Below are 24,014 nucleotides of genomic sequence, written 5' to 3'. Positions count from 1 at the left end.
GTGATCAGCGGTGAAGACGAAGCAGAGGAGAACAAAATGTGTGGCCACGATAGGAGACGTCGGCGTCTTTGACCCGCTCAGATGCCGAAAACAAGCGAACTTCCTGCCTTCACACCTACAATTGGAGACAATCCAGTGAAAGACGTCTTTTCTTCAAAACTAACGTTCGGCATCTTCGATCACTTAGACGAGGACGGCCGCGACATCGCCCGACAATACGCAGATCGCCTCGTCCTGGCAGAGGCGTATGACCGCCTCGGCTTCTTTGCATATCACGTGGCAGAACACCACTGTACGCCGCATGGGAGAGGTCCATCGCCAAATTTGTTATTGTCGAGCGTCGCACAGCGCACACGGCAACTTCGTATCGGGCCATTGGTGATGCTGCTTAACCTCTATCATCCCCTGCGTGCGTTTGAAGAGATCTGTATGCTCGATCACTTGAGCGGTGGCCGGCTTGAGGTGGGTATCGGACGCGGCTCTCTTCCGCTTGAATTGGGCTACTACGGCATCAGCGCTGACGCGGCGCCAGGCCGTTATGAAGAAGCAAGCGAAATCCTTATCAGCGCTATGAAAGGCGGCATGCTATCCTATCAAGGTCAACATTTTGAGCTAAACAGCGTTCCGTTGACGGTAAAAACTTATCAGCGTCCAAGGCCGCCGACATGGATTGCGACAAATCGACCCGAGTCCGCAGCTTGGGCGGCTGCCAATGGCGCAAATCTCGCGTGCGTAGGCCCCTCCTCTGCTGTACGCAAAGTTACTGATGCCTTCCGCGCTCATCGAGAGCCCAACGGCGAGGCTCACGATCAAATGCCATTTCTTGGATTGCTTCGCATGGTCGTGATTGCGCGTTCGGAGATAGATGCCTATTCGCTCGCGGCATCTGCTTACGCACAATGGCTCGAGAGCTTTAAGTTCCTTTACGAGCTCAATGCCATCCCTACACCACCACACCTTCCGCTGACCTTCGATGCGGCAATCGAGAGCGAATTGTGCGTCGTCGGAACGCCAGCTTCCGTGCGACAAGTTCTCCTGAAGAGGCAGGTGCGAATTACCTTCTTTGTCAACTCGCATTTGGCAATCTGCCATTAGATGCTTCCCTGTGCACCGCAACCGCAATCCAATCCGAAATCATGGCTGGACTTGGCCGACAATGATTTGCCCGTCCGGCTTTCAACATCAAACGTTGTGGCAGCGCTCCTAGATCCTTCCCGTATAGTCGGCGGGCAGCATGCGCTCACGATCAGCAGCTCCTGTTTGCTCACCACGACGTCCATGGGTCGACGAGGTGCGCTGTTGCCGCGATCCGGCAGCTCACGCTTTTCTAATCACACCTACGGAGGACTGACTAATGACGAAAGACCGATTCGCCATGGGCTTTGCCCTTGCATTGATTCTGATGGCGAGCTTTCCTGGAGCCGCCGGCGCGGAGGAGCCTGCGTACGCGGGGCTGAACGGGGGCGCGCCGATCAACACCGGCGACGTGTTGTTAGGCGAGCTCTACGCGTTTCGCATACGCGATGCCAAGCACGGCAAAAAGGTCGCCTACCATATCATCTCCGCGCCGCGCCGGCTGCCCGAGCCGCACGCGCTGTGCAAGCTAGAGACCGGACCGGTAATGTTTGAGCTGCTCACAACTGGCGAAGCGCACGCCAGTCAGCTGAAGCCACTAGTCGGCAAGAGGATTTCGGTGAAGGTCGATGAAATCGCCTGTGCCGACGCTGAGCAGATGAGCGAGGCGGTGATCAAGAAGTGGAGTCTGGTGAAACAGCGTTGATTTGTTAGAGCCTCCGCTGACGACGTTCCAGCATATCGCGCAGCAAGTTGCGGAATTCGCCCCACTACCGTGGAAGGCAGCTAGCGCAGGGCTAGGATTTGAATCTATAAAGCGAAGCTTAGGCCATGATGAAACATTTTTCGTTGAAGACCCATATAGGCAATCACATGCTGCATCCGAAACGCAGATGCTGAACTACGGCTACGATCCGCAATTATTGCAAGCGGCTAAACCGCCAGTCTTTCTGACCTCGACCTTCGTTTTCCGGACTGCCGAGAAGACGGGATGGACTTTCGATTTCGTCTCAGATCGGCGCGAGCCTCCCGAGGGAATGGGACGCAGGCCTGGTTTATTCGCGGTTCAATCACCCCAACAGCGAAATTGTCGAGGACGGGATTTCCGTCTACGAGCGCATCGAGAATTGCGCACCATCCGGCATGGCGGTGATTGCGACGACGATCCTCGCGTTCGGCAAGCCCTGGCGACGTGATTCTGCACTCTCAACCCACTCTACGGTGCACCGGAAGCGTCGCTTGTGAAGACGCTTGCGGGCCTTTCGATTCGGTGCCGTCGGCTTTGCCGACGGCCTCGACGAGACCGGAGTCAGGCTGGCGACGGGGGACGCGATACACAAAGGCAGGGTTCCAATGATTTTCATCGAAACTCTGGCAAACCCAACCGATGGGCTTGTCGATATTGCGATGGTCCGCCGCGTCGCAGAGATGACCGGCCGCGCCCAGGGGCACACGCCAATCGTCGCGTGCGATAACACATTGCTAGGGCCAGTGTTCCTGCGACCGATCGAACATGGTGCGGATTTCACTTTGTATTCGCTGACCAATATGTCGCGGTCATTCAGACCTGATCGCTGGCGCTGCGCTCGGGTCAAGAGCCCTCATGAAGGACGTCAAAGCGCCGCGAGGCGCCACCCGCACCCAACTGGACCCGCATTCCTGCTGGATGATCAGCCGCTCGCTCGAAACACTGAGCCTTCGCATGGAAAAGCCGATAGAAATGCGCATCTCGTAGCGCAATACCTGCGCGACTACGAAAAAGTGGCCTCGCTCACCACGAGGCAGACGGGCCGCGGGCTGGCTATTCGCGAAGCAATGCACTGGCACAGGTTCCACATTTTCGTTCGATACTGTCGACGGAAAAGCCGCCGCATACAAATTTCGGAACGCGTTGAAACTCGTCAAGCTGGCAGTGAGCCTGGGCGGTACCGAGTCGCTTGCCAGCCTACCCGCAAGCATGACGCACTCAGGTGTTACGACTCACATCCGGGAAAAATCGGCGTCCTCGACTCCACCATCCGGCTATCGATCAGCATCGAACATCCGTCGGACCTAATTGCATATATCGCGCACGCGTTGACCGAGGCATAGCTGCAGGCGTGCGGCTGCTGGGACCGGCCCGCCAGGCGCCCATAAATGCTGTCCCGCGGGGCTTGTTGCCAACTCGACACCTCGGTCCCGTAATCACTTTGACGACGTGCTTGTGACCTCCGAGCAACCCTGAGCTGCGCTGCGCAGAATGCGTGATGGGCAAGCTGCCAGCGCGACTGCTCTTTTCGTCCACAGAGGTCTGATTGCCATATCGATGCCATTAACCGGGCTATCAGGAGCATAGATGCAGCAGCAGCATCGCTAAAGGAGAACCGTAAGTGCGCGTTAGTCCGTATTTTGAGGAGATCAAGGCTCGCGCGCTGCAACTGCTAACTAGCTTTCGGCCCACCGCAACCACATTCCCTCGAATCAAAGGGGAACTCCGACATGCCGTGCGCGGCGCACTCAGCCAAGCACGCGACGAGATGTACAAGCGCGAGAGACCCCGCATCATGGGGTCGCGAGCGGAACGCGCTGCTGCGTATCGGCGCACTCACTTCAACATCGGCAACTTCGCGCGAGCAGAGCGGGAAATTCGCAAGCTCATGTGGACGCGGCTGCACCACTGACAGTGGCGCCTTTATTTTACCCAGCGCTCGGTATCGGCAACTCTTACATACATTGCAGCGTTTTGGCATAAGATCAAATCGCGCGCGAGCCTCGCGCCACCGCATCGTCTGAATGTTTTAGACGCGACACTCTTCGGCTGCATTTGCATCTCAACCAGGGACTCGAAACCTAAATGGACGTTACAAATAGCGGCGTTTCGTCGAGAGACTCTGCGGGCATCGCAAGAGACAGCAAATCCGAGCTTAATAAAGCTCGTCACCGACCGCTACTTCAAACGCGAGCGGAATGGACGCTACCTGCTCGGCGAATCTGTTTCCGACCTGTTAAAGCGCGTCAAGGCGCAGAAGCGCGAAGAAGAGACGAGCCCCGCCTGACAGGATCTGCTCATCGCCCGATCCGAAGAGCGCTTAATGTCGGCGCCGACAAGCCACTAGATTAAGCAACACTGCGCAATCCTCAAGGAGATCTGCGGCGTGCTCAAGTAGACATCTTGCGATCCCATCGATAATTGCAACGGGATCCGGCGTTACGTCGAAGCGCGCCGCGATGATGTTCGAGCGCTGAACAAACGTTCACACGATCCCGTTCGGCTCGCCGAAGAACGCAGGAATGCCAATCCAGCCACTACTGACGACGAGAAGGAGGATCAACGTGTCTGAGCAGCGAATGATCAGGGCAGGCGATTCGACGAGAGGGGCATAAGTTCCTCCTCTTGCACGGGCCGGTCATTCATGACGTCGGCCGCTTTCAACGTCGCACTAAATCGGACAACAGTGCGTCTTTCGATTTCCGCCAATGTCGCTTGCTCGTCTTCGAAGCCTTCTGGCGAGAATTCCTCAAACGGTGAATCGTCAGCTAGGAGCCTGTCCAGTTAGCATCGGGAAGCCAGTTTTATCCGAATGATAGCGGCTCATGCGGCCCTCGCCAGCTTGACGAGGTTGTGAGCGGTGCAAATCAGGGCCCATTCGGGCTTCACTTTGTCGATGCCGCGCAGCAGGAATTGCCTGAACCCTCTTGCCTGTTTGATCTGTCCGAACACGGGTTCGACGATCTGCTTACGCAAGCGGTAGCGACTTCGGTAGCCGGCGCGCTTGAGCTTGGTGCTCATCTTGGCGATCAGCGAGCCGGCTCTTGAAGGCTTTTCCGCGGTGGCGGACTTGGTGCCGTGCTTCTGCCTTCCGGTTGGCGATGTAGCCCTCAATGCGCCGCCGTTTGATCGCGCGAAGATTGGCGGCGGAGCAGTAGCCGGCGTCGGCCGACACTTCGTCGGGATTGGTCCCCAGATTAGCCCTGATCCCGTCGAGCAACGGCGCCAGTTGCGCCTGATCGCTCGAGGAACTGGTCAGCGTCTGCGCCACGATGATCTGATGGGCACCATCGACCGCGGCCTGGGCGTTGTAGCCCTGGATGTAACCGTCCTTGGTCTTCAAGATGCGGCTTTCCGGGTCGGTGAAATTGCGTTGCGCCTTGCCGTCGGGCTCCGTGTTCGGCGGCGCGGACGTCTTGCCGTTCTTTTTGCCGCCTTCGGCGATCCGGCGCTCCTCGGCTTCGGCCCGCGCCTTGCGCTCCGCCTCGGCTGCGGCCTTGGCTTCGGCCTCCAGCGCGGCCTTGGCCTCGCGGATCTTCTCAAGCCGCTTCTGCTTGTCGGCCACCCAATCGGGCATCTCGTCGCCGCGCTTGTCGCCGTAGAGCTTATCCTCCTGCGCATCGGCGGCCTCCGCCGCCTTGAGCCAGCGGTCGACCTCCGCTGCAAGCTCCGCTTCCCGCTTCTTCATGCGATCATAGCTCATCGCCTTGTGCTTGGACGCGTTCGCCTTGATCTTGGTGCCGTCGGCCAACCGCTTTGTGCTTCAGCACCTCTTCGTAGGTATCAGTCACGTAATAGTCGGTCACGGCGATCGCCTCGATGACCGGCATGGCCCGCTCCAGCGCGGTGAGATAGTCACTCCACGCTGTGGGACCGCTGAACTGGTTGTTCATCACCGTGCCCGGTGCATGAATATGCGGCTCCCACCGCCGCCACTCCGATCCCCGACTGAGCATTCGCCTGCCCCTCTATGCGCCCGCGCGGTTGGCCCGCGCGGCGATATCGGCGCAGCGCTCCATCAGACTCTCGAAGGGTTCGGCATCTTCCAAGAGCAACCCGTCCTCGACCATGCGGCCATAGTCTTCCTGCAGCACCTTGGAGGCATCGCCGCCCGGCACGATCTGCAAACCGCCGTTTACGGCCGCCACGTAATCGATCGGACTGCGGTCGGCGGCCTTCTCGGCGAAGAACATGCCCTTGTGGCGCGCGACAGCGTTCGCCAACTCCCGATCCGCGAAAGCCGCATCCGCAAGACCGGCCTGATCCAGCCGCACGACATCGTGCCAGTGTCGTGCGAAGCGATCGCCGCGGAGCCGCTCCTGCAGACAGAAGACGTGGATCGCCGTCGCCTTTTCCCAGAAGGTTCGCTCGGCATGCATCACGCGGGGCCGGGCCATTGGGAAGACCACGCCTTCGACCAGGCCGATGCGTCGCAGGTAATGTCCCGCAGGCTTGCCGGCTCGCCCGTCGATCGCGCGCCGAATTCGAGCATCACGCTTGGCGCCCCGTAGCCAGAGCCTGCGGCAATCGCCTCATAGTCGATGAACAGCTTCTCGCGCTCGACCCAGATCGTGGCAGGCAACGCCTCCGCGGCCAGCGCGTCCGCGATGACCGGCTGTGCGGTTCCCGCCACCCACTCCGGCAAACGCTTGCGCACCTCACTCGACCAGCGCTTCTCCTCGCTGCGCGTTTTCGGCAACGCCTCGCCGTTGTCGCCCACCAGATCCGGCGCAATTGCCCGGATGTCGTAGGTCAGGTCGACGTCCTCGGAAAAACGCCGGATGACTCCATAGGCCTTCGACAGCGATGTGCCGCCCTTGAACACCAGATGCTCGCCGAGCGCCGATCCGTAGAGCGTGGCGAGCGACCAGACGACCCACACATCCTTCTCGAGAAGGTGCGCTGGTCGTCCCGACTGGTCGGCCGCGACGCTCAGCGCCTCGTGGCGATCGGCCACCGGGAGGTGGAGAAAGGCGTCAGCCATGCGCCGCCTTTCCCACACTGCGCGCCAGCCAGGTCGGAAGCTGCGGCGCTGCCGCGACCAGTTCGCTGAAGGTGGACGGCGGGAGCTTCCGCTTCAGTGTTTTCAATGCGGCTTCTGCCTTCTCCGGCCCGAGCCAGGCCAGCGCCCGCACTGCCTCGCCAGCCGGCTTATAGGCCAGGGCGAGTTGCCAGCGCGGAGCATGACGAAGTTCAACGACCTGCTTGCCGAGATTCATCGTTCGGCTGCGGCCGGAGGTCAGATAGACCGACCGAACCGGCACCTGGGTCGTCAGGCCGAGGGTGTTGGCCGCCGCCGCCCCGCTCGGGACGATGACTTCGCCGCGCTGGTTGGCGAGCGCCTCGACCGCCTGCTGGACTGATGGAGCCCTCGTACCGAATCGGCTCGTGATGGGACGGAGATAAACGCCCCGACCGGCCCGGATCAGGTGGCCCCGCTCGGTCAGCCGCGACAAGGCCTGATCCACCGCGGTGCGATTACCGAGGTGAAGCAAGCTCTTAGCCGCCAAGGGAGTGCCTTCCGGCAGTCCTTTGGCATGCGCAAGAATCTGTTCGGTTAACCGTTGCATGGCCATCTCCTGTCAGAAATATACGCAGTTTTCTGACATCTTTTCAAGCCCAAGATATCCCCTCGGACCCGTCCGTTCCTCCTAGACAAGGGCGCGCCCTTATCGAGCAGACCGTGAGCCGCCGCAAAAGCTTGCCGAGAACCGCCTCGTACTCCTCGGGCGTGGAGAAATCGGCGTAGAGCTTGCCTTTCAGGAACTCCGGCAACTCACATTCTTCGTAGAGCAGCGGCAGCACGACCACCTCGCCGCTGGCGATCTCGCGGTTCATCGCCACGTCGAGCTCCTTCTTCACCCAAGGCGCCCCAATCGACTTTTTCGACAGGACAACGGCGATGTAGCGGCTGAGCTTCACCCTTGCATTCGGCCGCAATGACATGGTCTCCGACAGCCGCGACGACATCACCGAGCCCGGACTTCGGGTTGATGGTGATCGTCTGGTCCGCCGGATTGCGATAGACCCCGCCATAGGCGGTGCTACCGAGGCTGGAGACCTTGGTGAACGCTTGCCGCCCCAGCCAGCTCGTGAAATCGAACTGCTTTCCGTGCTCGCCATCGGGATGGATGCGGACGTCACGCGCGCCTTGCGTGCGGAGCAAAGCCTCGAACGACCATATGAATCTTGGTGCTCAGGCCGCCGCGCGAACGGCCGATCGCCTGATCTTCAGACCCCCTTTTTTGGCCCCGGCAGCGTGCTGGTGGGCTCGGACAATAGTGGAATCTGGGCCGTCTTGGCCGTAGTCGCCTCGCTCAACGAGACTGGCCAGCAGCGCGTATGCCTCGAGCGGCGCATCGACAGTTTCCCCGGCCTCGTCGCCGAGACCGCCGGAGAAACGGCGCAGTGCCGACCGCGCGCGCGTCAAGGCACGCCTGAAACCGGACGGGATCAAGGCCAACTTCCTCAAGCCATTCGGCAAAAAGGCCAAGGGCCCCTATCCTGACGAGCTCCATCAGGTTTTCAATGCCGAAGTCGGTGAACGCCATGATGCCGTGGTCACCGACACCGAAGACCCAGATGAGGCCTCGGGATCCATTCCGTTGGCGACGTCGGATATGGCACCGACACCGCTCTGCGTGGAAATATCACCGCACTTGGCTTGAGCTATGTGGCTGGCATCCTGCCACAAACATCGGTATGGACGCCTGGAACTGGGCCGCGGCCGCCGAAGAAGTGGTCGGGGAACGGGCGGCCTCCAAAGTTGCTGCGGCGTGACAGCAAGCACCGACCGATTTCGGCCAAGAAGCTTGCGATCGGCCTGCCATCACATGCTTGGCACAAGATCACGTGGCGTGAGGGTACGGCAGAACCGTTGTCCTCGCGCTTTGCCCGTGTGGCCGTCCGTCCGGCACATCGAGATTACTGGCGCGCCGAAAGCCGGCCGGAGGAATGGCTGCTGATCGAGTGGCCGGCAGGCGAGGAGGCGCCGACCAAATATTGGTTGTCAACGCTTCCGGCGAACATTGGCTTCCGTCAGTTCGTCGATATCGTCAAGCTGCGCTGGCGCATTGAGCGCGACTACCACGAACTCAAACAGGAAGTTGGCCTTGGCCACTTTGAGGGACGAAGCTGGCGTGGCTTCCACCATCACGCAACACTGTGCATTGCCGCCTACGGATTTCTGGTCTCCGAGCGAGAAACGATTCCCCCCTCAGAAACAGCCTCCACCAAGCTGTTCAAGGAAGCTGCAATTCCCGAAACTTATCGACCGAGGGGATCCGCCATTGCGGCCTGAACGACACGTCCCAAATTCGATCGCCACCGTTCGGAGAAGATTGAACGCGGCTCTCGTGTCCACACTATCTCGATGCCCTTGTTGCATCAGACCAATCTCACGTCGAAGTCGGTGAAAATTATGACGCAGTAGGACTAATCTAGACCCTATGTTCGCGCCGTGAGGTGACGGGCGGCCCGCCCCACGGCAAGCTCCTATCGAGGGTTGCGCCGGATGGGCCGGCGCCGAGCCTCAAGCATGGGGAGCGGGCCTAATGAAGGATAGCATTTTCGTGGGGCTGGATGTCCATAAGGCGACGATTTCGGTTGCGCTGGCCGAAGGGCTGCGCGGCGGTGAGGTTCGTAACCTGGGGATCATCGCCAATCGTGCCGATCAGATCACCAAGCTGGTGGAAAAGCTTGGCAAAGGTGGGCGGCAGGTAAGCTTTTGCTACGAAGCCGGTCCCTGCGGTTATGGCCTGCATCGGCAACTGACGGAACTGGGGCAGGATTGCATCGTGATGGCCCCCTCGTTGATCCCGATGAAGCCGGGGGATCGGGTCAAGACCGATCGACGCGACGCGGCGATGCTGGCCAAGCTGCATCGAGCCGGCGAGCTGACCGCGGTATGGGTTCCGGATGCGGCGCATGAGGCCATGCGCGACCTGGTGAGAGCCCGTGCCACGGCGATGCGTGTGCTCGGCAAGGCGCGCCAGCACCTGCAGGGTTTTCTGCTACGGCATGGGCGCATCTATCCCGGCAAGAAGGGCTGGACCTTGGCTTACCGTCGCTGGCTCACCACGGTGCGCTTCGATCACCCCGCGAGCCAAATCGTTCTGCAGGACTACATCCACGCCGTCACTGACGCCGAAGCCCGAGTAGAACGTCTGACTCGGCAAATCGAAGAGTTGGCGCCGCAATGGTCGATGAAGCCATTCGTCGAGGCGGTGCAGGCCATGCGCGGCGTCGCCTTCATTGTCGCGGTGACGGTGATTGCCGAGGTCGGCGACTTCTCCCGCTTCGACAATCCCCGCCAACTGATGGCCTATCTCGGCCTCGTTCCATCGGAGCATTCGAGTGGTACTTCGACCAGGCGCGGCGGCATCACCAAAGCCGGCAACGCCTTGGCCAGGCGGGCTCTGATCGAGGGGGCGTGGACCTATCGCATGCAAGCCCGCGTCAGTCGCAAGCTCCATGACCGTAACGAGCGCTTGCCTCAGGTCATTCGCGACATCGCCTGGAAGGCCCAGGTCAGGCTCTGCGCTCGCTATCGCCGCTTGTCGGTAGCCGGCAAACCCAAGGTAATTGTCACCACCGCCATTGCACGCGAAATGGTTGGCTTCCTGTGGGCGATCGCTCGTCAAGTCCAACTCGGGCCGGCTGCCTGAAAGAACGATGCTCGACCATATCGGTGCCCAGGGCAGGAGGCGGGGCGCGGTGGGGAATCCTCGTTGCCTGCTATGAGCCGGCTTTGCCGACGCTCGTCCTCTAGACCGAGGCAGCCCCAAGACGAAACCACGGTCATGCGGTAGCCAACCCGCGCATGAGAGCTTGCTCAACCGTCGTCTCTGGCTCCGCCTCCCGCCTTGGGCACCGCCGAAACTCAGCGCCTGGGCGCAACCAGGAGAGTCGTGCTCGTTCAAAATCTTGACAGCGAACATGAGAGCAGGCTGTTGAAAAAGGCGCTCGCCGCCGACCGACGACCGTGATTCATTCGCTCCGATGAGATTCGGAGATGGTGTGCGTGCGTGGCGGCGACAATCGAACGGGCGAGCTGTTCAGCTACGTTGACCTGGAGGCGCGGGTGCGGCGAGATCATCCGCCGCGAGCGATCCGGACGATTGTGAACGAGGCGCTTTCGGCGCTGGAGCGCGAGTTTGCCGCGCTCTATTCGCCGATTGGGCGGCCGTCGATCCGCCGGAGAAGCTGCTGCGTGCGATGCTATTGCAGACGTTTTATTCAATCCGCTCGGAGCGGCTTCTGATGGAGCGGCTGGAATACGACCTGCTGTTCCGCTGGTTCGTCGGAGTCGGCGTTGACGACGCAGCCTGGGACCATTCGGTGTTCTCGAAGAACCGCGACCGGCGACTGGAAGGCGACATCTCGGCCAAGTTCCTCGTGGCGTTGCTGGCGCGCAGCCCAAGGTGAAGAAGCTTCTGTCGAGCGATCACTTCTCGGTCGATGGCACGCTGATCGAGGCCTGGGCCTCGATGAAGAGCGTCAAGCCGAAGGACGGCTCGGACGAGCCGCCGGCGCAAGACGGGCGCAATGCCGAAGCGGACTTCCATGGCCAGAGACGCTCGAACGACACCCATGCTTCGACCACCGATCCCGATGCCAGGCTCTATCGCAAGGGTAAAGGCAAGGAGACGAAGCTGTGCTTCATCGGGCATGGGCTGATGGAGACCCTCGCCGCCATCGATCGCCTCGTTCACCACGCCACCATCGTCGAGAGTGTATTGTGAGCAATCACAGGCGCAACAACAGCAGCAGAAACAGAGCTGTTCGCAGCGTGATATCAGGAGATCGGAGCGGCCGAGAATCCAACTAAGAGATTGGTCGCCGTGGCCCCACGGATGGGGTCCACTTCACTGCTACAGGTCCTGATCTATTGGAAAAGGTGCGTCTTTTGAAGCTTTTGTTGGACGGCGAACGAATGCCTCGCCGGGAAGGCGATGTGAGAGGTCCTCCGCAAGAACGGTCACATTTGGATGCTTCAGAAGGGAACCATGGTCGCCAGGAAGAGGGGGCCCTTCAACGAGGCTCTCGAAAGCAGCGTGCCATGGAGTTGCTGCGCTAGTGGACTCCCGAGTGTAATAGACGCAGAGCGCCGAAACCTTCTTAGGTACGTATAGTTTGCCCGCGCGAATATGGCGAATGAACATTTGGAAGATTTCCTCAAGCGCCGGTACACCGATTTTCCATGCACCAAAAGCAGCGCTCGCGAGCGTAGCGAAGTCACCCGGTCGAATTTTCATGGTTGCATCGTGCTCAGGCGACAATCCTCCCTCGTCGACAAGGAATGCAAGGAATTCAGACCATTCCTGGTCCAAGGTGAGAGTGGAAGGCGTCTCTGGCGCCGACGGATGGGCACTATCGATCAATGCCACTAAATCGACCCTCACGTTTGCAGAGATTAGCATCCCAGCAACGGCGTGGGCGAGCACACCGCCAAAAGACCATCCCGCGAGCGTACAAGCCATGTCCGGCAGCACAGGAACAATAGCCCGAGCATAGACTTGGGCGATCTCGTCAATCGAACCCACCTTCAGGAGTTCGTGACCGAACTCTAGGGCATGTATACCGTAGATGGTCTGTGTAGCTGGCAGCGCCCGCACGAGGTCATCATAGACGCTCAGCCCTCCGCCACAAGCGTGACAGAGGATAAGTGGCTGACTATTCGCGAGTCGAAGCGGAATAAGTTGGCTCGCAGATTTTCGATGGTTCTTCGATGCGGGGCGCACCTTCTCGGCGCACTGATCGAGACGAGGATTCGTGAAATGCACGGAAAGATCGAGGATCAAACCCCGCCGCCGGAGTTGCTCAAGCACTTGCAGCGCTAGCAGCGAATGTCCACCGAGGTCAAAGAAGTTGTCGTGCCGCCCGACCCGCGCCACACCGAGAAGCTCCGCCCAGATCGTCGCCAGCGCGGTCTCGGTCTCGCCCCGCGGCGGCTCATAGGCCGCGCGCGCATAGGCCGCATCCTCAGGCATCGGCAGCGCCTTGCGGTCGAGCTTGCCGTTTGCCGTCAGCGGCAGCGCCGCCAGCCGCACAAACGCAGCCGGCACCATGTAGTCGGGCAGCCGCGCACTCACATGCGCGCGCAACGTGCCGGCAAGGTCAGATCCCTCAGCTTCGCCGGCGTGCTCCGCAGCCGCAACCACATAGGCAACAAGACGCTTCTCGCCGGTGCGATCCTGTTGCGCCACGACGACCGCATCGCGCACGAATGCGTGTTCGACGAGCCGTGCCGCGATCTCGCCGGGCTCGATCCGGAAGCCCCGGATCTTCACCTGGTCGTCGTTGCGGCCCAAAAACTCCAGATTGCCGTCCGGCAAGTACCGCGCAACATCCCCGGTCCGGTACATCCGCGCCCCCGCCTCAGCGCTGAACGGATCGGCCACAAACCGCTCCGCCGTCAGCTCGGGCCGGTTCAGATAGCCACGCGCGACCCCCGCCCCGCTGATGTAAAGCTCCCCGACCGCCCCGAACGGAACGGGCGCGCCATGACCGTCCAGCAGGTAAACCTGCGTGTTCGCGATCGGTCGGCCAATCGGGAGCCGCTGGAATGGCTCATCAATCGCGTTGATCTCGCAGACTGTCGCAAAGGTCGTCGTCTCGGTCGGACCGTAGCAGTGCAAGAGATGTTGCGGTCGGTTCTGCCTCAACACCCGTGCTACTGCCGCCACATCAACCGTATCACCACCAACTAATAGCAACCGCAAACTTGCCAGCACCGGGCCTAGATCATTAGCGCTCTGCCTGAACAACCCCGCTGTCAAATGCAGGACGGTAATGCGGTGCTGCTGAACCAGACTGCGCAGCACTTCTGGCTCCAGCACATTAGTGTATGGAATCGCAATCAGGCTCGAACCGTGTAGCAGCGGTGCCCAGACTTCCAGCGTACTGATATCAAACGCGGGATTGCCCAGCCATCCCACACGATCCTTCGAGCTGAACTCCGCATAGCCGTTGTTGATGACGAGCCGGTTGACAGCACGATGAGGAACAACAACTCCCTTGGGAACGCCGGTCGAGCCGGAGGTGTACATTACATAAGCGGCGGCCTCGGCGCTCAATGCCAGGCCTGGATCGGTACTACATCCTGTTCCGGCCATGAGCGGCTCAATGGGCAGAACAGGGATTGTCACCTCAACCAGATCGTCATCGTCACTCTCGCTAAGCACGAGGCGCGCATCACAGTCGGCCAGTATCCAGCTTTGTCGTGCAGATGGAAGAGCGCGATCGATCGGCACATAAACTCCCCCCGCCTTCAGGGTCGCCAACTGCGCCACCACAAGCGCAACGGAGCGGTCCAGCATTGTCGCAACACTATCCCCGGGCCTCACCCCGAGCCCGATCAGATGATGCGCGAGCCGGTTCGCCCGTGCATTGAGCTCGCCATAGCTTAAGCGCGCGTCCGCATCGACCACCGCCACCGCGTCCGGCGCTTGACGCACCTGCGCCTCGAACAGCTGATGAATGCACTGCTCCGCCGGATAGGGGGCCGCCGTCCGGTTCAACTCCTCCAGGAGGTAGGCGCGCTCAGCGGCTGGCAGGATGTCCAGGTCTCGCACCGGCGTATTGGGGGCGTGCTCCAGCGCCTCAGCCACTTGCTCGAGCGCCCGCTGCATGTAACCGCAGACCCGGTCCGCAGCGACGCCCTCCGCCACCTGCGCCGTCAGACCGAGCGCCTCGCCAAAATCCTCCACCGACAAGGACAGGGGATAGTTGGTGCGTTCCTCCCCGCCCAGCCATTCCATCCCCGACAGACCATCATCCGTTCCGGAGCCCGGCATGGCCGCCGGCGTGGTGTGACGATAGTTCAACAGCGCGCTGAACAGCGGCGTCGGTGCCGCAACGCCGCTGCAGCGTTGCGCCAAGGCCAGCGAGGCATGCTCGTGCGCCAGCAGCTCGGCCAGCCGGGCGTGGGTGGTCCGCACGCTCGCCTCGACCCCGGTGCCGTCCAGATCAAGCCGCAGCGGCAGGGTGTTGATGAACAGGCCCATGGCGCGGTCGACACCGGCGCCGCCATGCATGCGGCCGAACAGCACCGTGCCGAACACCACCTGCTCGCGGCCGCTGCTGCGCGCCACCACCTGCCCCCAGGCCAGATGGCACAGGCTCGCCAGGCTCACCCCCAGCCGCCGCGCCTGTTCCCGCAGCCGCTCGTTGAGCGCCTGCGGCAGCATCCGATGCGCCTCGCCGACGCCGCTGCCGTCGCCGTAGACCTCGCTCAACCCGAACGGCATGGTCGGCGCGTCGATGTCGGCCAGCAGCCCCCGGAAGAACTCTTCATGCGCCTTGGCATCAACACCAAGATGCGCCTGCGCCACCAGATTGCGGAACGGCTGCGGGGCTATCAGCTCATGCTCGCGCCCCTCCAGCACGGCCCAGACCTCGGCATGCATCACTTCCAGCGTGGTTTGATCCCCGATCAAATGGTGCTGCAGCTCCAGCAGCAGCCAGCGCGCGCTGCCGGGCTCGCGCGCGGTCACAAACCGCAACAGCGGCGCCCGGCCAAGATCGATGCGGTGCTGGCGCGGATCAAACCGGCGCCGGAGCTCATCGGCGCCGGGACCATGATAGCCATCCAGCTCGACCTCGCTCACCTCCAGCGGCGCACGACGCCACACCACCTGGGCCGGGCTCGACAGCCCCTCCCAGACGAAGGCCGTGCGCAGAATGTCGTGCCGATCCACCACCCGCTGAACCGCGGCAAGATAGCGGTCCAACACGTCACGGTCGGCAAACGCCGTCTGCGACACCAGCAGGTACGGATCGCCATGGCTGGCGAGCAGATGATGGAACAGGATGCCGTCCTGCAGCGGCGACAAGCCATAAATGTCCTGGATGTTGCCGACGCCACCAGGCACCATGGCGACGATCCGATCGATCTCGCCCTGCGTCAGCTCGATCAGCGGCAGCATCTGCGGCGTAATCGCCGTGCTGCTCGCGGTGATCAGGTTGGCCGGGACCGCCGCCTCCTGATGACTGCCCAGGCTTGCGGCCTGATCCGCCAGCACCGGCTTGGCGAACAAGGTCTGCACCTCGATCCCCAGCGACAGCCGCCGCAGACGCGCCATCAGCTGCACCGCCAGCAGCGAATGGCCGCCAAGCTCGAAGAAGTTGTCGTGCCGCCCGACCCGCGCCACACCGAGAAGCTCCGCCCAGATCGTCGCCAGCGCGGTCTCGGTCTCGCCCCGCGGCGGCTCATAGGCCGCGCGCGCATAGGCCGCATCCTCAGGCATCGGCAGCGCCTTGCGGTCGAGCTTGCCGTTTGCCGTCAGCGGCAGCGCCGCCAGCCGCACAAACGCAGCCGGCACCATGTAGTCGGGCAGCCGCGCACTCACATGCGCGCGCAACGTGCCGGCAAGGTCAGATCCCTCAGCTTCGCCGGCGTGCTCCGCAGCCGCAACCACATAGGCAACAAGACGCTTCTCGCCGGTGCGATCCTGTTGCGCCACGACGACCGCATCGCGCACGAATGCGTGTTCGACGAGCCGTGCCGCGATCTCGCCGGGCTCGATCCGGAAGCCCCGGATCTTCACCTGGTCGTCGTTGCGGCCCAAAAACTCCAGATTGCCGTCCGGCAAGTACCGCGCAACATCCCCGGTCCGGTACATCCGCGCCCCCGCCTCAGCGCTGAACGGATCGGCCACAAACCGCTCCGCCGTCAGCTCGGGCCGGTTCAGATAGCCACGCGCGACCCCCGCCCCGCCGATGTAAAGCTCCCCGACCGCCCCGAACGGAACGGGCGCGCCATGACCGTCCAGCAGGTAAACCTGCGTGTTCGCGATCGGTCGGCCAATCGGGAGCCGCTGGAATGGCTCATCAATCGCGTTGATCTCGCAGACTGTCGCAAAGGTCGTCGTCTCGGTCGGACCGTAGCAGTGCAAGAGATGTTGCGGTCGGTTCTGCCTCAACACCCGTGCTACTGCCGCCACATCAACCGTATCACCACCAACTAATAGCAACCGCAAACTTGCCAGCACCGGGCCTAGATCATTAGCGCTCTGCCTGAACAACCCCGCTGTCAAATGCAGGACGGTAATGCGGTGCTGCTGAACCAGACTGCGCAGCACTTCTGGCTCCAGCACATTAGTGTATGGAATCGCAATCAGGCTCGAACCGTGTAGCAGCGGTGCCCAGACTTCCAGCGTACTGATATCAAACGCGGGATTGCCCAGCCATCCCACACGATCCTTCGAGCTGAACTCCGCATAGCCGTTGTTGATGACGAGCCGGTTGACAGCACGATGAGGAACAACAACTCCCTTGGGAACGCCGGTCGAGCCGGAGGTGTACATGACATAAGCAGCAGCCTCGGCGCTTAATGCCAAGCTTGGATCGGTACTACATCCTGTTCCAGCCATCAGCGGCTTAATGGGCAGAACAGGAATCGTCACCCCCTCAACCAGATCATCATCGTCATTCTCGGTAAGCACCAGGCGTGCAGCGCAGTCGGCCATCACCCATCCTTGTCGCGCAGATGGAAGAGTGCGATCGATCGGCACATACACTCCTCCCGCCTTCAGAATCGCAAGCTGCGCCGCGACAAGACTGATGGAACGGTCAAGCACGGTGGCTATACAATCGCCCGGCTTCACCCCGAGCGCGATCAGATGATGCGCCAGCCGGTTCGCCCGTGCATTGAGCTCGCCATAGCTTAAGCGCGCGTCCGCATCGACCACCGCCACCGCGTCCGGCGCTTGACGCACCTGCGCCTCGAACAGCTGATGGATGCACTGCTCCGCCGGATAGGGGGCCGCCGTCCGGTTCAACTCCTCCAGGAGATACGTACGCTCAGCGGACGACAGCAGCTCAATCCGCGCGGCCGCTTGCCGCGCATCGGCCATCACAGCACACAACAAATTTTGCAAATGCTGCGTCATGCGGTCGATCTGCTTGGGCGCCAAGCGACTAGCATCAAAGTGCCATCGGAAGCTCCCATCCAGAGCGCAAACCTCAAACGTTACCAAATCGCCGGATAGGGTTGTCTCAGAACGCGGGCTCGAAGCCAGATCACCAGCGGCAGAAGAGCTATTTGTCGTAACCGTAACGCCAATCGGCCAGGGTCGCCGCGATCGTAGCGCCTCCCTACCCCGCAAGCTCGGAGCGCGCGCGATCACATCCCGCGCAAAGCTATCGTGCTCGCTCAGTTCGGCGCATTCGGCGGCGACCACCCTGCGCACCTCTGCAAAATCATGACCAAGATCAATGGTAATTTCCATCGGCACGACAGAAGCGACAATCACCTCCGCCGCCTTCAACCGGGCCCGCGATCCATTCTGTGCCGGCGTCCATCCCAATTGGAGCTGTGATTCGCCAGTGACGCGAGCGAGATAGGTCAGCCAAGCAGTTATTAGGTGTTCCGTGCGATCAAATGGCGACAGCCTAGCCAAAGCACTTGGAATGAGCCACGAACTCGACTGCCATATGGGTGGAGTCGCAGCTTCTGAAGCCGACAGAAACGGAAGCTGCAATATTTTGAACTGCTCAAGCCGCTGCCGCCAAAAACTCTCCCGAGGCGCCAGCATTTCATGGGCAACAGTTATGTCCCGAGCCTCGTCATCGCTTAAAATCGGGAGGCGATGCCCTAGATCCAGATCGGACTGCCTCGCGAGTGCCCACGCATCCAGAGCCTCACCATCCGGGCTGTCAAACCAAACATCAACATCCTCTGTTCCCGTCGCCACACGCCAGTGGCTGGGGTGGATTTCAACCAGGGAACCCGGCGAAAAGCCCGAGCGGCCAGACGACACCTCCAAGCACCTGACTGCGACTACGTCATCGCCCACAAGAGCCTTGGACAGACATAAAGGATTGGAATGATGCGGCCCAAAGTCTAAGGCGCGCGTCATCGCTGAGAGATCTTGCGCGGATCTATCCCATCGCAGACAGCCCGCAGCATCTGGGCGTCGGCGCCTCGGAAAATAGCTTCTGTCCGCTAGCGCCTGCGGACGGGCGGCAAGCCTTTCGTTCGTTAACCAAGTTAAAAGCTCGCGGAATCCCTCGACTGCGGCTTCATAACATTTGAGGTTCAGGCTTAACGCGGTGTCGGTAGGTCCAATCAGGACTTGGCGTTGAACCACCAGGTCACCCGTATGAACACCATCATCTATGCGATGCCACGTGATGGCATATTCGGACTCTTGGGCCAGCAGCGCCCAAGACGTCGCATGAGTTCCCGCATACCGTGGTAAGGGACCGTCGTGGTAATTGAAAGCACCTCGACGCACTCGCCCAAACACATCCGCCGGCAATATGAAAGGATTGGCAACAGAAAATATCCACTCCACCGGTTCGGTACTGAGCAATGTGGCAAGCTCTTCAACGCTCGCTAGGCACAAGACATTGGCGCGAGCGGCCCAATCGCGGAAGATGGCGTCGGCACACAGGGCCGCGCCGATGACGTAGCCCATCTCCATTGCTAACTCTGCACACCTAATAGCTAGCGTACCACCACCAACAAAGACGGTAGAACCAATTGGTGAGGCTGCAGGTCGTTGCCCACCCCAATCGCCGAGTTCGCAACTCGATGAGGCCAACACACATATGTCGTGATGTTCGTACCCCACTTCCATGACAAAACCTCCACGTGTGTGACGCGCTGAGCGTGTGGCCACCGAGAGACGCGCGCCGGCGTGCACCGGAGGAGACCGATGGGCCATCTTCACGCTCCAGCCAAGCCGTCGCGTAGCCTGGGCAATTCCCGCCCGACGCGCCGCGCCACATAATGACCTAAACCTCTCACAGCAGTTGAGATTTGCTCGGGAGTAACCGAGCTGAACGCCAATCGGATCCGGCAGTCTTGAGAGTTATCCAGTGCGAAGAAGCTCATCGGCATAACAATGACATTGTAATGCGTTGCGCACTCGTCCGCGGTGTTCGCGTCAAATCTGAAAGGAAGATCGAGAGTCAGAAAGAAGCCGCCGGCAGGACGATTCCATCGAACCTGGTCCGACAAAGGCGAAAACACATCGTCCAGCTGACACAACATAAGGTCGCGATTTGCACGATACCAATCCAGCGCCGGCCGGATCCAGCCACGTAAGCTTGTCCGCTGTTCGATCAAGAGCCCCGCCACAATCGCTTGGCTAATTTGGCTCGTATTCACGGTAACGAAACTCTTGCGCTGAACCAGATCTTCCCAAAGTGTCCGGCAAGCACCTGCGTCTCCAAAGATGGTATCGGGCAGTATTGCTGCTCCGACGCGAAGAGCTGGGCTTAGCGTCTTGGAGAATGTTGACAGGTAGATAACACTTCCGACCTCATCCAAAACGGCCATCGGAGGCACCGCATCTCCTTCATACCGAAATGGCCCATATGGATTGTCCTCCAAAACGACGATCCGATGTTTGGCGCACACTTCGAGGATCTCCCGTCGTGCGACCACATCGAGGACGCGTCCTGTCGGATTATCAAAATCGGGAATAAGATATGTTGCCCGAGCTCTTCGACCATTTCGGCCCAATTGCACAACGGCGGACTCGATCGCGTCTGCAACGCAAGACGCTGAGTTGGACAACGCTGCAATAGGCACCCTCGCAGCATTAGCTGCACCAATTGCTCCAATATAGGTGGGATTGCAGACCAGGAGCACATCCGAAGATTCGGGACACAGCGCCGGCAGGCAGAGAGCGAGCGCTTCCTGGCATCCTGAGGTGATCAGGACGCGATCCGCCTTAGCGGGGAGCCCCTCATCGGATCGCACCTGTTGCGCAACAAGCTCGTTGATGATTCCCGCTGTTCGACCATACTGCAACAACTGAGACCATACTTGGCCACGATCGCCAGCCCAATACCTTTGATACACACCGAATGCATTCAACAGCGCATGGGGGTTGAGTCTATCGAAAAACCGGTCACTCGGCCTACCAGACGCAAGCGAGACAGCTGAGGGAAACCGACTCGAGACCTCGTTCAGGAAATTCATTGCCGAACTTTGCAACCGGAAATCCATCATGGAGCCTTGGAGGAGGACGGAGCTATGGGGATCACGCCTACGTCGGAACACGAGCACGACTGGAGGTCTAAGGGCGTACGCCTCTTCGCTCAATACTTGCCGGACTGTTCAAGCTGGTCAAAAAGCTGCTGGACGTTCGATTCGAGGAAACCACTCTCTCCATCTCGGTGAATGATTTCGAAGCTAAGCCCCGTCTCAATGGAGCGGCTCGAGAAGGCCTGTGTCAGTCCAGGGCCACGTATCACATTCGTGTCGAATCCCAGACCACGAGACTTTAGGGTCTCTACAGCAGCATCCACGTCGTCGACCTCAAGAGCGATATGAGCAACTCCAACGCCGTGACGCCGCACGAGCTCTGAGACCTGAGAAGCCGGCTCAGTACCCTGACACAAAACAAACCTGATGCCCCTGCTCTCGAACTCAGCAGATAGCATGCCCGTCGCTCGACCCTTGATGTGAAAACGGCGCTTCAACTCAAAACCTAGCACGTCCCGAAAGAATTGAATTGAGGCCTCAAGATCGAGCACAGCAATCGCAATATGATCGATCCCGCGAAATTGCGACACCGGACTCGCGGTTGTCCGGATGTCATCGGAAGTCGCACCCACTCCGAGCTTGCTATCGATCGTTTTCTGCATAGCACCCACTTTCGATCACACAATCCGACAATCAGGCCAAAGCGACCTCATCGCGCGAGCGACAGGCAACCCTGCTACCAGCAGATCAGCCCTGTACTAGCGTCAAGGTTCTTCAGAATCCTCTGCTCGAGGTCCGCCAACTCAGCCTTACGCCTGGCCACATCCGATTGAGCGCGGAAGAGCTTGGCTTTGAGCTCTTCTCGTTGCCTCATTGCTTCTCGAAGTTCCCAACCGTCCTGCATCGGCTAATTACCTATCTACGAGCGAACGCCGCCTGTCAGCTCCGAAAACATTGCCTGCGCTTCCGCTGCTGCTGGTGTCAGATCGCCGCGCTTCAGCTGGAGGCGGACGTCCGCCAGACCAATCTGTTGGAACGGCTCGCGGCACATCACCTCGAACATGGTGCGCAGCATCTCTTGACTGGCGTCGTTCCGTCCAGTTCCGGGTGCAGAGCAATCCTGTCCTCGCCGGGAGACCGAAGCGCCATCAGGAGATGAGAGGCCCCGCGACGGCCACGCACGTGATGGGCGCAGCAGCAGCAGCATCAGCATCAGCATCAGCATCAGCATCAGCATCAGCATCAGCATGGCACTGATTTGGATCAATCGAGCAAGTTTCATCTGAACTCTCTTAGACAAGGGCTGCGATCGTGGTCGTAACGGATCACCCCCGCATCTCAAGCAACCGACGTGCCAATGACGTTCTGCGAGCGTTTCCTGAAGAAACAACGCGCCTCTCGCTGCGCTGGCGGAATGCTGCCGTCTTACTGTCGGGCTTGGGACATCGACGTCTTGAACCAGACACAGCTCAACACAACAACACGGACGGTCAATGGCGACGATCGCCAAAAGAGCAATTGCCCGAGATCACCCTTGCTGGTCAGAATGCTCTCGCCGCCATTTTTGAGGGTCTCATCATCGAGTGAGAACATCGTGCGATAGGCATCACGCTCGATGCTGGCTCTCTCGCAAGGGGGCGGGGAGAATATCCTCTCGGTGAAGCAAGAGATCGGTTTGCTCGACCGAGGCAAACCGGGGCAGCCTGAATTCATGGAAAAAGACAGCCGAAACAAAACCGGTATCAGTCGTGGCGTCACCGACTGCCGAAATGGGTAGCTGGCCACCACCTCACTGCCGAACTCAGGGAGGAGCACGTCGATTATAAGCGATGCGTGTCATGCCGCAGTCGTGAGACCAAGCTCCGGAAAACCCGCTTGGTGCCGCTGCACGACACGGCAGTAGCGGGCTTGAGGCGCTATCTGGCGCGTCGCCGGCCCCGTTCCGAGGCTGATCCGGTGTTCGTTGACGCGCGTGGTTTGCCGCTGCGCTACATTGCGGTCAAAGAGACCTAGCCAATTCCCGCACAGCGGGAGCAGTTGGCAGCGTCATCGCAGACGCTGCCGAATCCGTGCGGCCAAACAGCGCGCCGGAAACTATTCGATGCAGCGGGCCATCGATCGCTACAGCCGGTAAAATGCTCTCTGTCTCAAGTTGCCGCCATTGCGCAACCAAAACGTCGCCGCGTCAGCTCCGCAGTCTGCCGATAGCAACCCGCGATCTCAAACTATCCCCATAGCCGCGCCACCGTGCATCTTCTCCCGCGCCTTCGCTCAATCCGGCTTCAATGAGGTCGCTTTATAAGCGCTTGCCGCGCCCTCGCGTGAGCGCGACCTCACAGAACCCTCCAGATTCCCTCGAATCTCCAGCCGTGATTCTCTACCCTCCAACGTGATTGGCGGAGGGTTCGATGCGGCACGGGAGCGGCGGGAAAGCGGCGAGCAGGATCTGTTTCGCTCGCGGCTCGACCAAGTCATCAACATGGATCACACGCTGGTGAAGCTGGCGCGGACGATCGACTGGGGGTGCCTGGAAGAGAAGTTCGGTGCGGTGTATGCCGACGGCTCCGGGCGGCCACCGCTGCGGACGCGGCTGATGGCGGGGCTCGCGATTCTCAAGCATACCTACAATCTCAGCGATGAAGTGGTGTGTGAGCAGTGGATCGAGAACCCGTATTACCAGTACTTCTGCGGCGAGGAGTTTTTCCAGCACCGGCTGCCGCTCGATCGCTCCTCGATGACGAACAGGAGCGGCTGCAAGCGCTGTTGCAGGAGAGCCTGGCGGTGGCGACGCGAACCGGCGCGATGAAGCCTTCGGAGCTCTCGCGCGTCATTGTCGACACCACGGTACAGCCGAAGCACATTACCTTCCCGACCGACGCCAAGCTGATGAACCGGGCCCGTGAGAAGCTGGTGCAGCTGGCCAAAAAGCTGGGCGTGGAGCTACGGCAGTCCTATACGCGGGTCGGCAAGTTCGCCCTGATCCAGCATCAGCGATACGCCCATGCTAAGCAGTTCAAGCGCGCCAACCGGGCTTTGCGCACGCTCAAGACCTATCTCGGCCGTGTCATCCGCGACATTGCCCGCAAGATCGACGGCGACCATGGGCTCGAGGGCAGCTTCGCTCACCTGCTCAGCCTTAGCCGGCAGGTGCGCCAGCAGGAGCGCGGGCAGCGCGGCGCCAAGGTCTACAGCCTGCATGCCCCCGAAGTGGAATGCATCGGCAATGGCAAGGCCCACAAGCCTTACGAG

General features: G+C 60.6%; 10 protein-coding genes and 10 pseudogenes. 8 read left to right on the top strand and 12 right to left on the bottom strand.

Translation table 11 applies throughout. The features are described from left to right. The first annotated feature begins 135 nt into the window (after positions 1-135). From RX328_RS11895 to RX328_RS43485, 4 genes and pseudogenes are all read left to right on the top strand, one after another. Positions 136-1,160: pseudogene (locus RX328_RS11895) on the top strand (LLM class flavin-dependent oxidoreductase). A 194-nt stretch (positions 1,161-1,354) separates the two neighbouring features. Continuing rightward, positions 1,355-1,780, top strand: a complete 426-nt coding sequence (locus RX328_RS11890) for a hypothetical protein (RefSeq protein WP_213255708.1) — start codon at positions 1,355-1,357, stop codon at positions 1,778-1,780. Positions 1,781-2,427: 647 nt separating this feature from the next. Next, a pseudogene (locus RX328_RS43490) lies at positions 2,428-2,559 on the top strand (methionine gamma-lyase); the annotation flags it as partial. Between the two features lie 118 nt (positions 2,560-2,677). Beyond that, positions 2,678-3,130, top strand: a pseudogene (locus RX328_RS43485) (PLP-dependent transferase). A 1,515-nt stretch (positions 3,131-4,645) separates the two neighbouring features. On the opposite strand, the gene RX328_RS11880 reads toward RX328_RS43485, so the two are convergent. From RX328_RS11880 to RX328_RS11850, 7 genes and pseudogenes are all read right to left on the bottom strand, one after another. After that, positions 4,646-4,843 (bottom strand): transposase, encoded by a 198-nt coding sequence (locus RX328_RS11880; protein ID WP_317258712.1) that lies wholly within the window; start codon positions 4,841-4,843, stop codon positions 4,646-4,648. Beyond that, a complete protein-coding gene (locus tag RX328_RS11875) occupies positions 4,791-5,525 on the bottom strand; it encodes a transposase (protein WP_317258711.1) in 735 nt (244 codons plus the stop codon). The genes RX328_RS11880 and RX328_RS11875 overlap by 53 nt, the downstream gene beginning before the upstream one ends. A gap of 40 nt (positions 5,526-5,565) precedes the next feature. Then, positions 5,566-5,778, bottom strand: a pseudogene (locus RX328_RS11870) (hypothetical protein); the annotation flags it as partial. Between the two features lie 12 nt (positions 5,779-5,790). Next, positions 5,791-6,806 (bottom strand): annotated as a pseudogene (locus RX328_RS11865) (nucleotidyl transferase AbiEii/AbiGii toxin family protein). Then, positions 6,799-7,392 (bottom strand): DUF6088 family protein, encoded by a 594-nt coding sequence (locus RX328_RS11860; protein WP_213255712.1) that lies wholly within the window; start codon positions 7,390-7,392, stop codon positions 6,799-6,801. Before RX328_RS11860 ends, RX328_RS11865 begins: the two are co-directional and overlap by 8 nt. Positions 7,393-7,435: 43 nt before the next feature. Then, positions 7,436-7,744: a toll/interleukin-1 receptor domain-containing protein gene (locus RX328_RS11855; RefSeq protein WP_312018118.1), complete on the bottom strand. Its 309-nt coding sequence runs from the start codon at positions 7,742-7,744 to the stop codon at positions 7,436-7,438. A gap of 245 nt (positions 7,745-7,989) precedes the next feature. Then, positions 7,990-8,111, bottom strand: a pseudogene (locus RX328_RS11850) (IS5/IS1182 family transposase); the annotation flags it as partial. Positions 8,112-8,432: 321 nt separating this feature from the next. Between RX328_RS11850 and RX328_RS11845 the strand changes: the two are divergent. From RX328_RS11845 to RX328_RS11835, 3 genes and pseudogenes are all read left to right on the top strand, one after another. Further along, positions 8,433-9,122 (top strand): annotated as a pseudogene (locus RX328_RS11845) (IS701 family transposase); the annotation flags it as partial. Positions 9,123-9,375: 253 nt separating this feature from the next. Continuing rightward, positions 9,376-10,488 carry an IS110 family transposase gene (locus RX328_RS11840; RefSeq protein ID WP_213255714.1) on the top strand — a complete coding sequence of 371 codons (1,113 nt, stop codon included), beginning with the start codon at positions 9,376-9,378 and terminating at the stop codon, positions 10,486-10,488. A 356-nt stretch (positions 10,489-10,844) separates the two neighbouring features. Then, positions 10,845-11,505, top strand: a pseudogene (locus RX328_RS11835) (transposase); the annotation flags it as partial. Between the two features lie 189 nt (positions 11,506-11,694). On the opposite strand, the gene RX328_RS11830 reads toward RX328_RS11835, so the two are convergent. The 5 genes and pseudogenes from RX328_RS11830 to RX328_RS43480 form a co-directional block, all read right to left on the bottom strand. After that, a complete protein-coding gene (locus tag RX328_RS11830; RefSeq protein WP_317258710.1) occupies positions 11,695-19,251 on the bottom strand; it encodes a non-ribosomal peptide synthetase in 7,557 nt (2,518 codons plus the stop codon). Between the two features lie 245 nt (positions 19,252-19,496). After that, positions 19,497-20,789 carry a PLP-dependent aminotransferase family protein gene (locus RX328_RS11825; protein ID WP_317258709.1) on the bottom strand — a complete coding sequence of 431 codons (1,293 nt, stop codon included), beginning with the start codon at positions 20,787-20,789 and terminating at the stop codon, positions 19,497-19,499. An 89-nt stretch (positions 20,790-20,878) separates the two neighbouring features. Further along, positions 20,879-21,427 (bottom strand): VOC family protein, encoded by a 549-nt coding sequence (locus RX328_RS11820; RefSeq protein WP_057846699.1) that lies wholly within the window; start codon positions 21,425-21,427, stop codon positions 20,879-20,881. 257 nt (positions 21,428-21,684) lie between these two features. Next, positions 21,685-22,047, bottom strand: a complete 363-nt coding sequence (locus tag RX328_RS11815; protein WP_213257059.1) for a hypothetical protein — start codon at positions 22,045-22,047, stop codon at positions 21,685-21,687. A gap of 206 nt (positions 22,048-22,253) precedes the next feature. Further along, a pseudogene (locus tag RX328_RS43480) lies at positions 22,254-22,382 on the bottom strand (AAA family ATPase); the annotation flags it as partial. 775 nt (positions 22,383-23,157) lie between these two features. Between RX328_RS43480 and RX328_RS11810 the strand changes: the two are divergent. After that, a pseudogene (locus RX328_RS11810) lies at positions 23,158-24,014 on the top strand (IS5 family transposase); the annotation flags it as partial.

Origin of the sequence: Bradyrhizobium sp. sBnM-33 (genome assembly GCF_032917945.1) — a bacterium.
GTDB lineage: Bacteria > Pseudomonadota > Alphaproteobacteria > Rhizobiales > Xanthobacteraceae > Bradyrhizobium.
This window is presented reverse-complemented; position numbering and strand designations above follow the sequence as displayed.

Coding starts and splice junctions, on each gene's coding strand:
- RX328_RS11830 (WP_317258710.1), bottom strand. CDS start 19,251: ATGGAGATGGGCTACGTCATCGGCGCGGCCCTGTGTGCCGACGCCATC.
- RX328_RS11890 (WP_213255708.1), top strand. CDS start 1,355: ATGACGAAAGACCGATTCGCCATGGGCTTTGCCCTTGCATTGATTCTG.
- RX328_RS11880 (WP_317258712.1), bottom strand. CDS start 4,843: ATGAGCACCAAGCTCAAGCGCGCCGGCTACCGAAGTCGCTACCGCTTG.
- RX328_RS11820 (WP_057846699.1), bottom strand. CDS start 21,427: ATGCAGAAAACGATCGATAGCAAGCTCGGAGTGGGTGCGACTTCCGAT.
- RX328_RS11860 (WP_213255712.1), bottom strand. CDS start 7,392: ATGCAACGGTTAACCGAACAGATTCTTGCGCATGCCAAAGGACTGCCG.
- RX328_RS11840 (WP_213255714.1), top strand. CDS start 9,376: ATGAAGGATAGCATTTTCGTGGGGCTGGATGTCCATAAGGCGACGATT.
- RX328_RS11875 (WP_317258711.1), bottom strand. CDS start 5,525: ATGAGCTATGATCGCATGAAGAAGCGGGAAGCGGAGCTTGCAGCGGAG.
- RX328_RS11815 (WP_213257059.1), bottom strand. CDS start 22,047: ATGAAACTTGCTCGATTGATCCAAATCAGTGCCATGCTGATGCTGATG.
- RX328_RS11825 (WP_317258709.1), bottom strand. CDS start 20,789: ATGATGGATTTCCGGTTGCAAAGTTCGGCAATGAATTTCCTGAACGAG.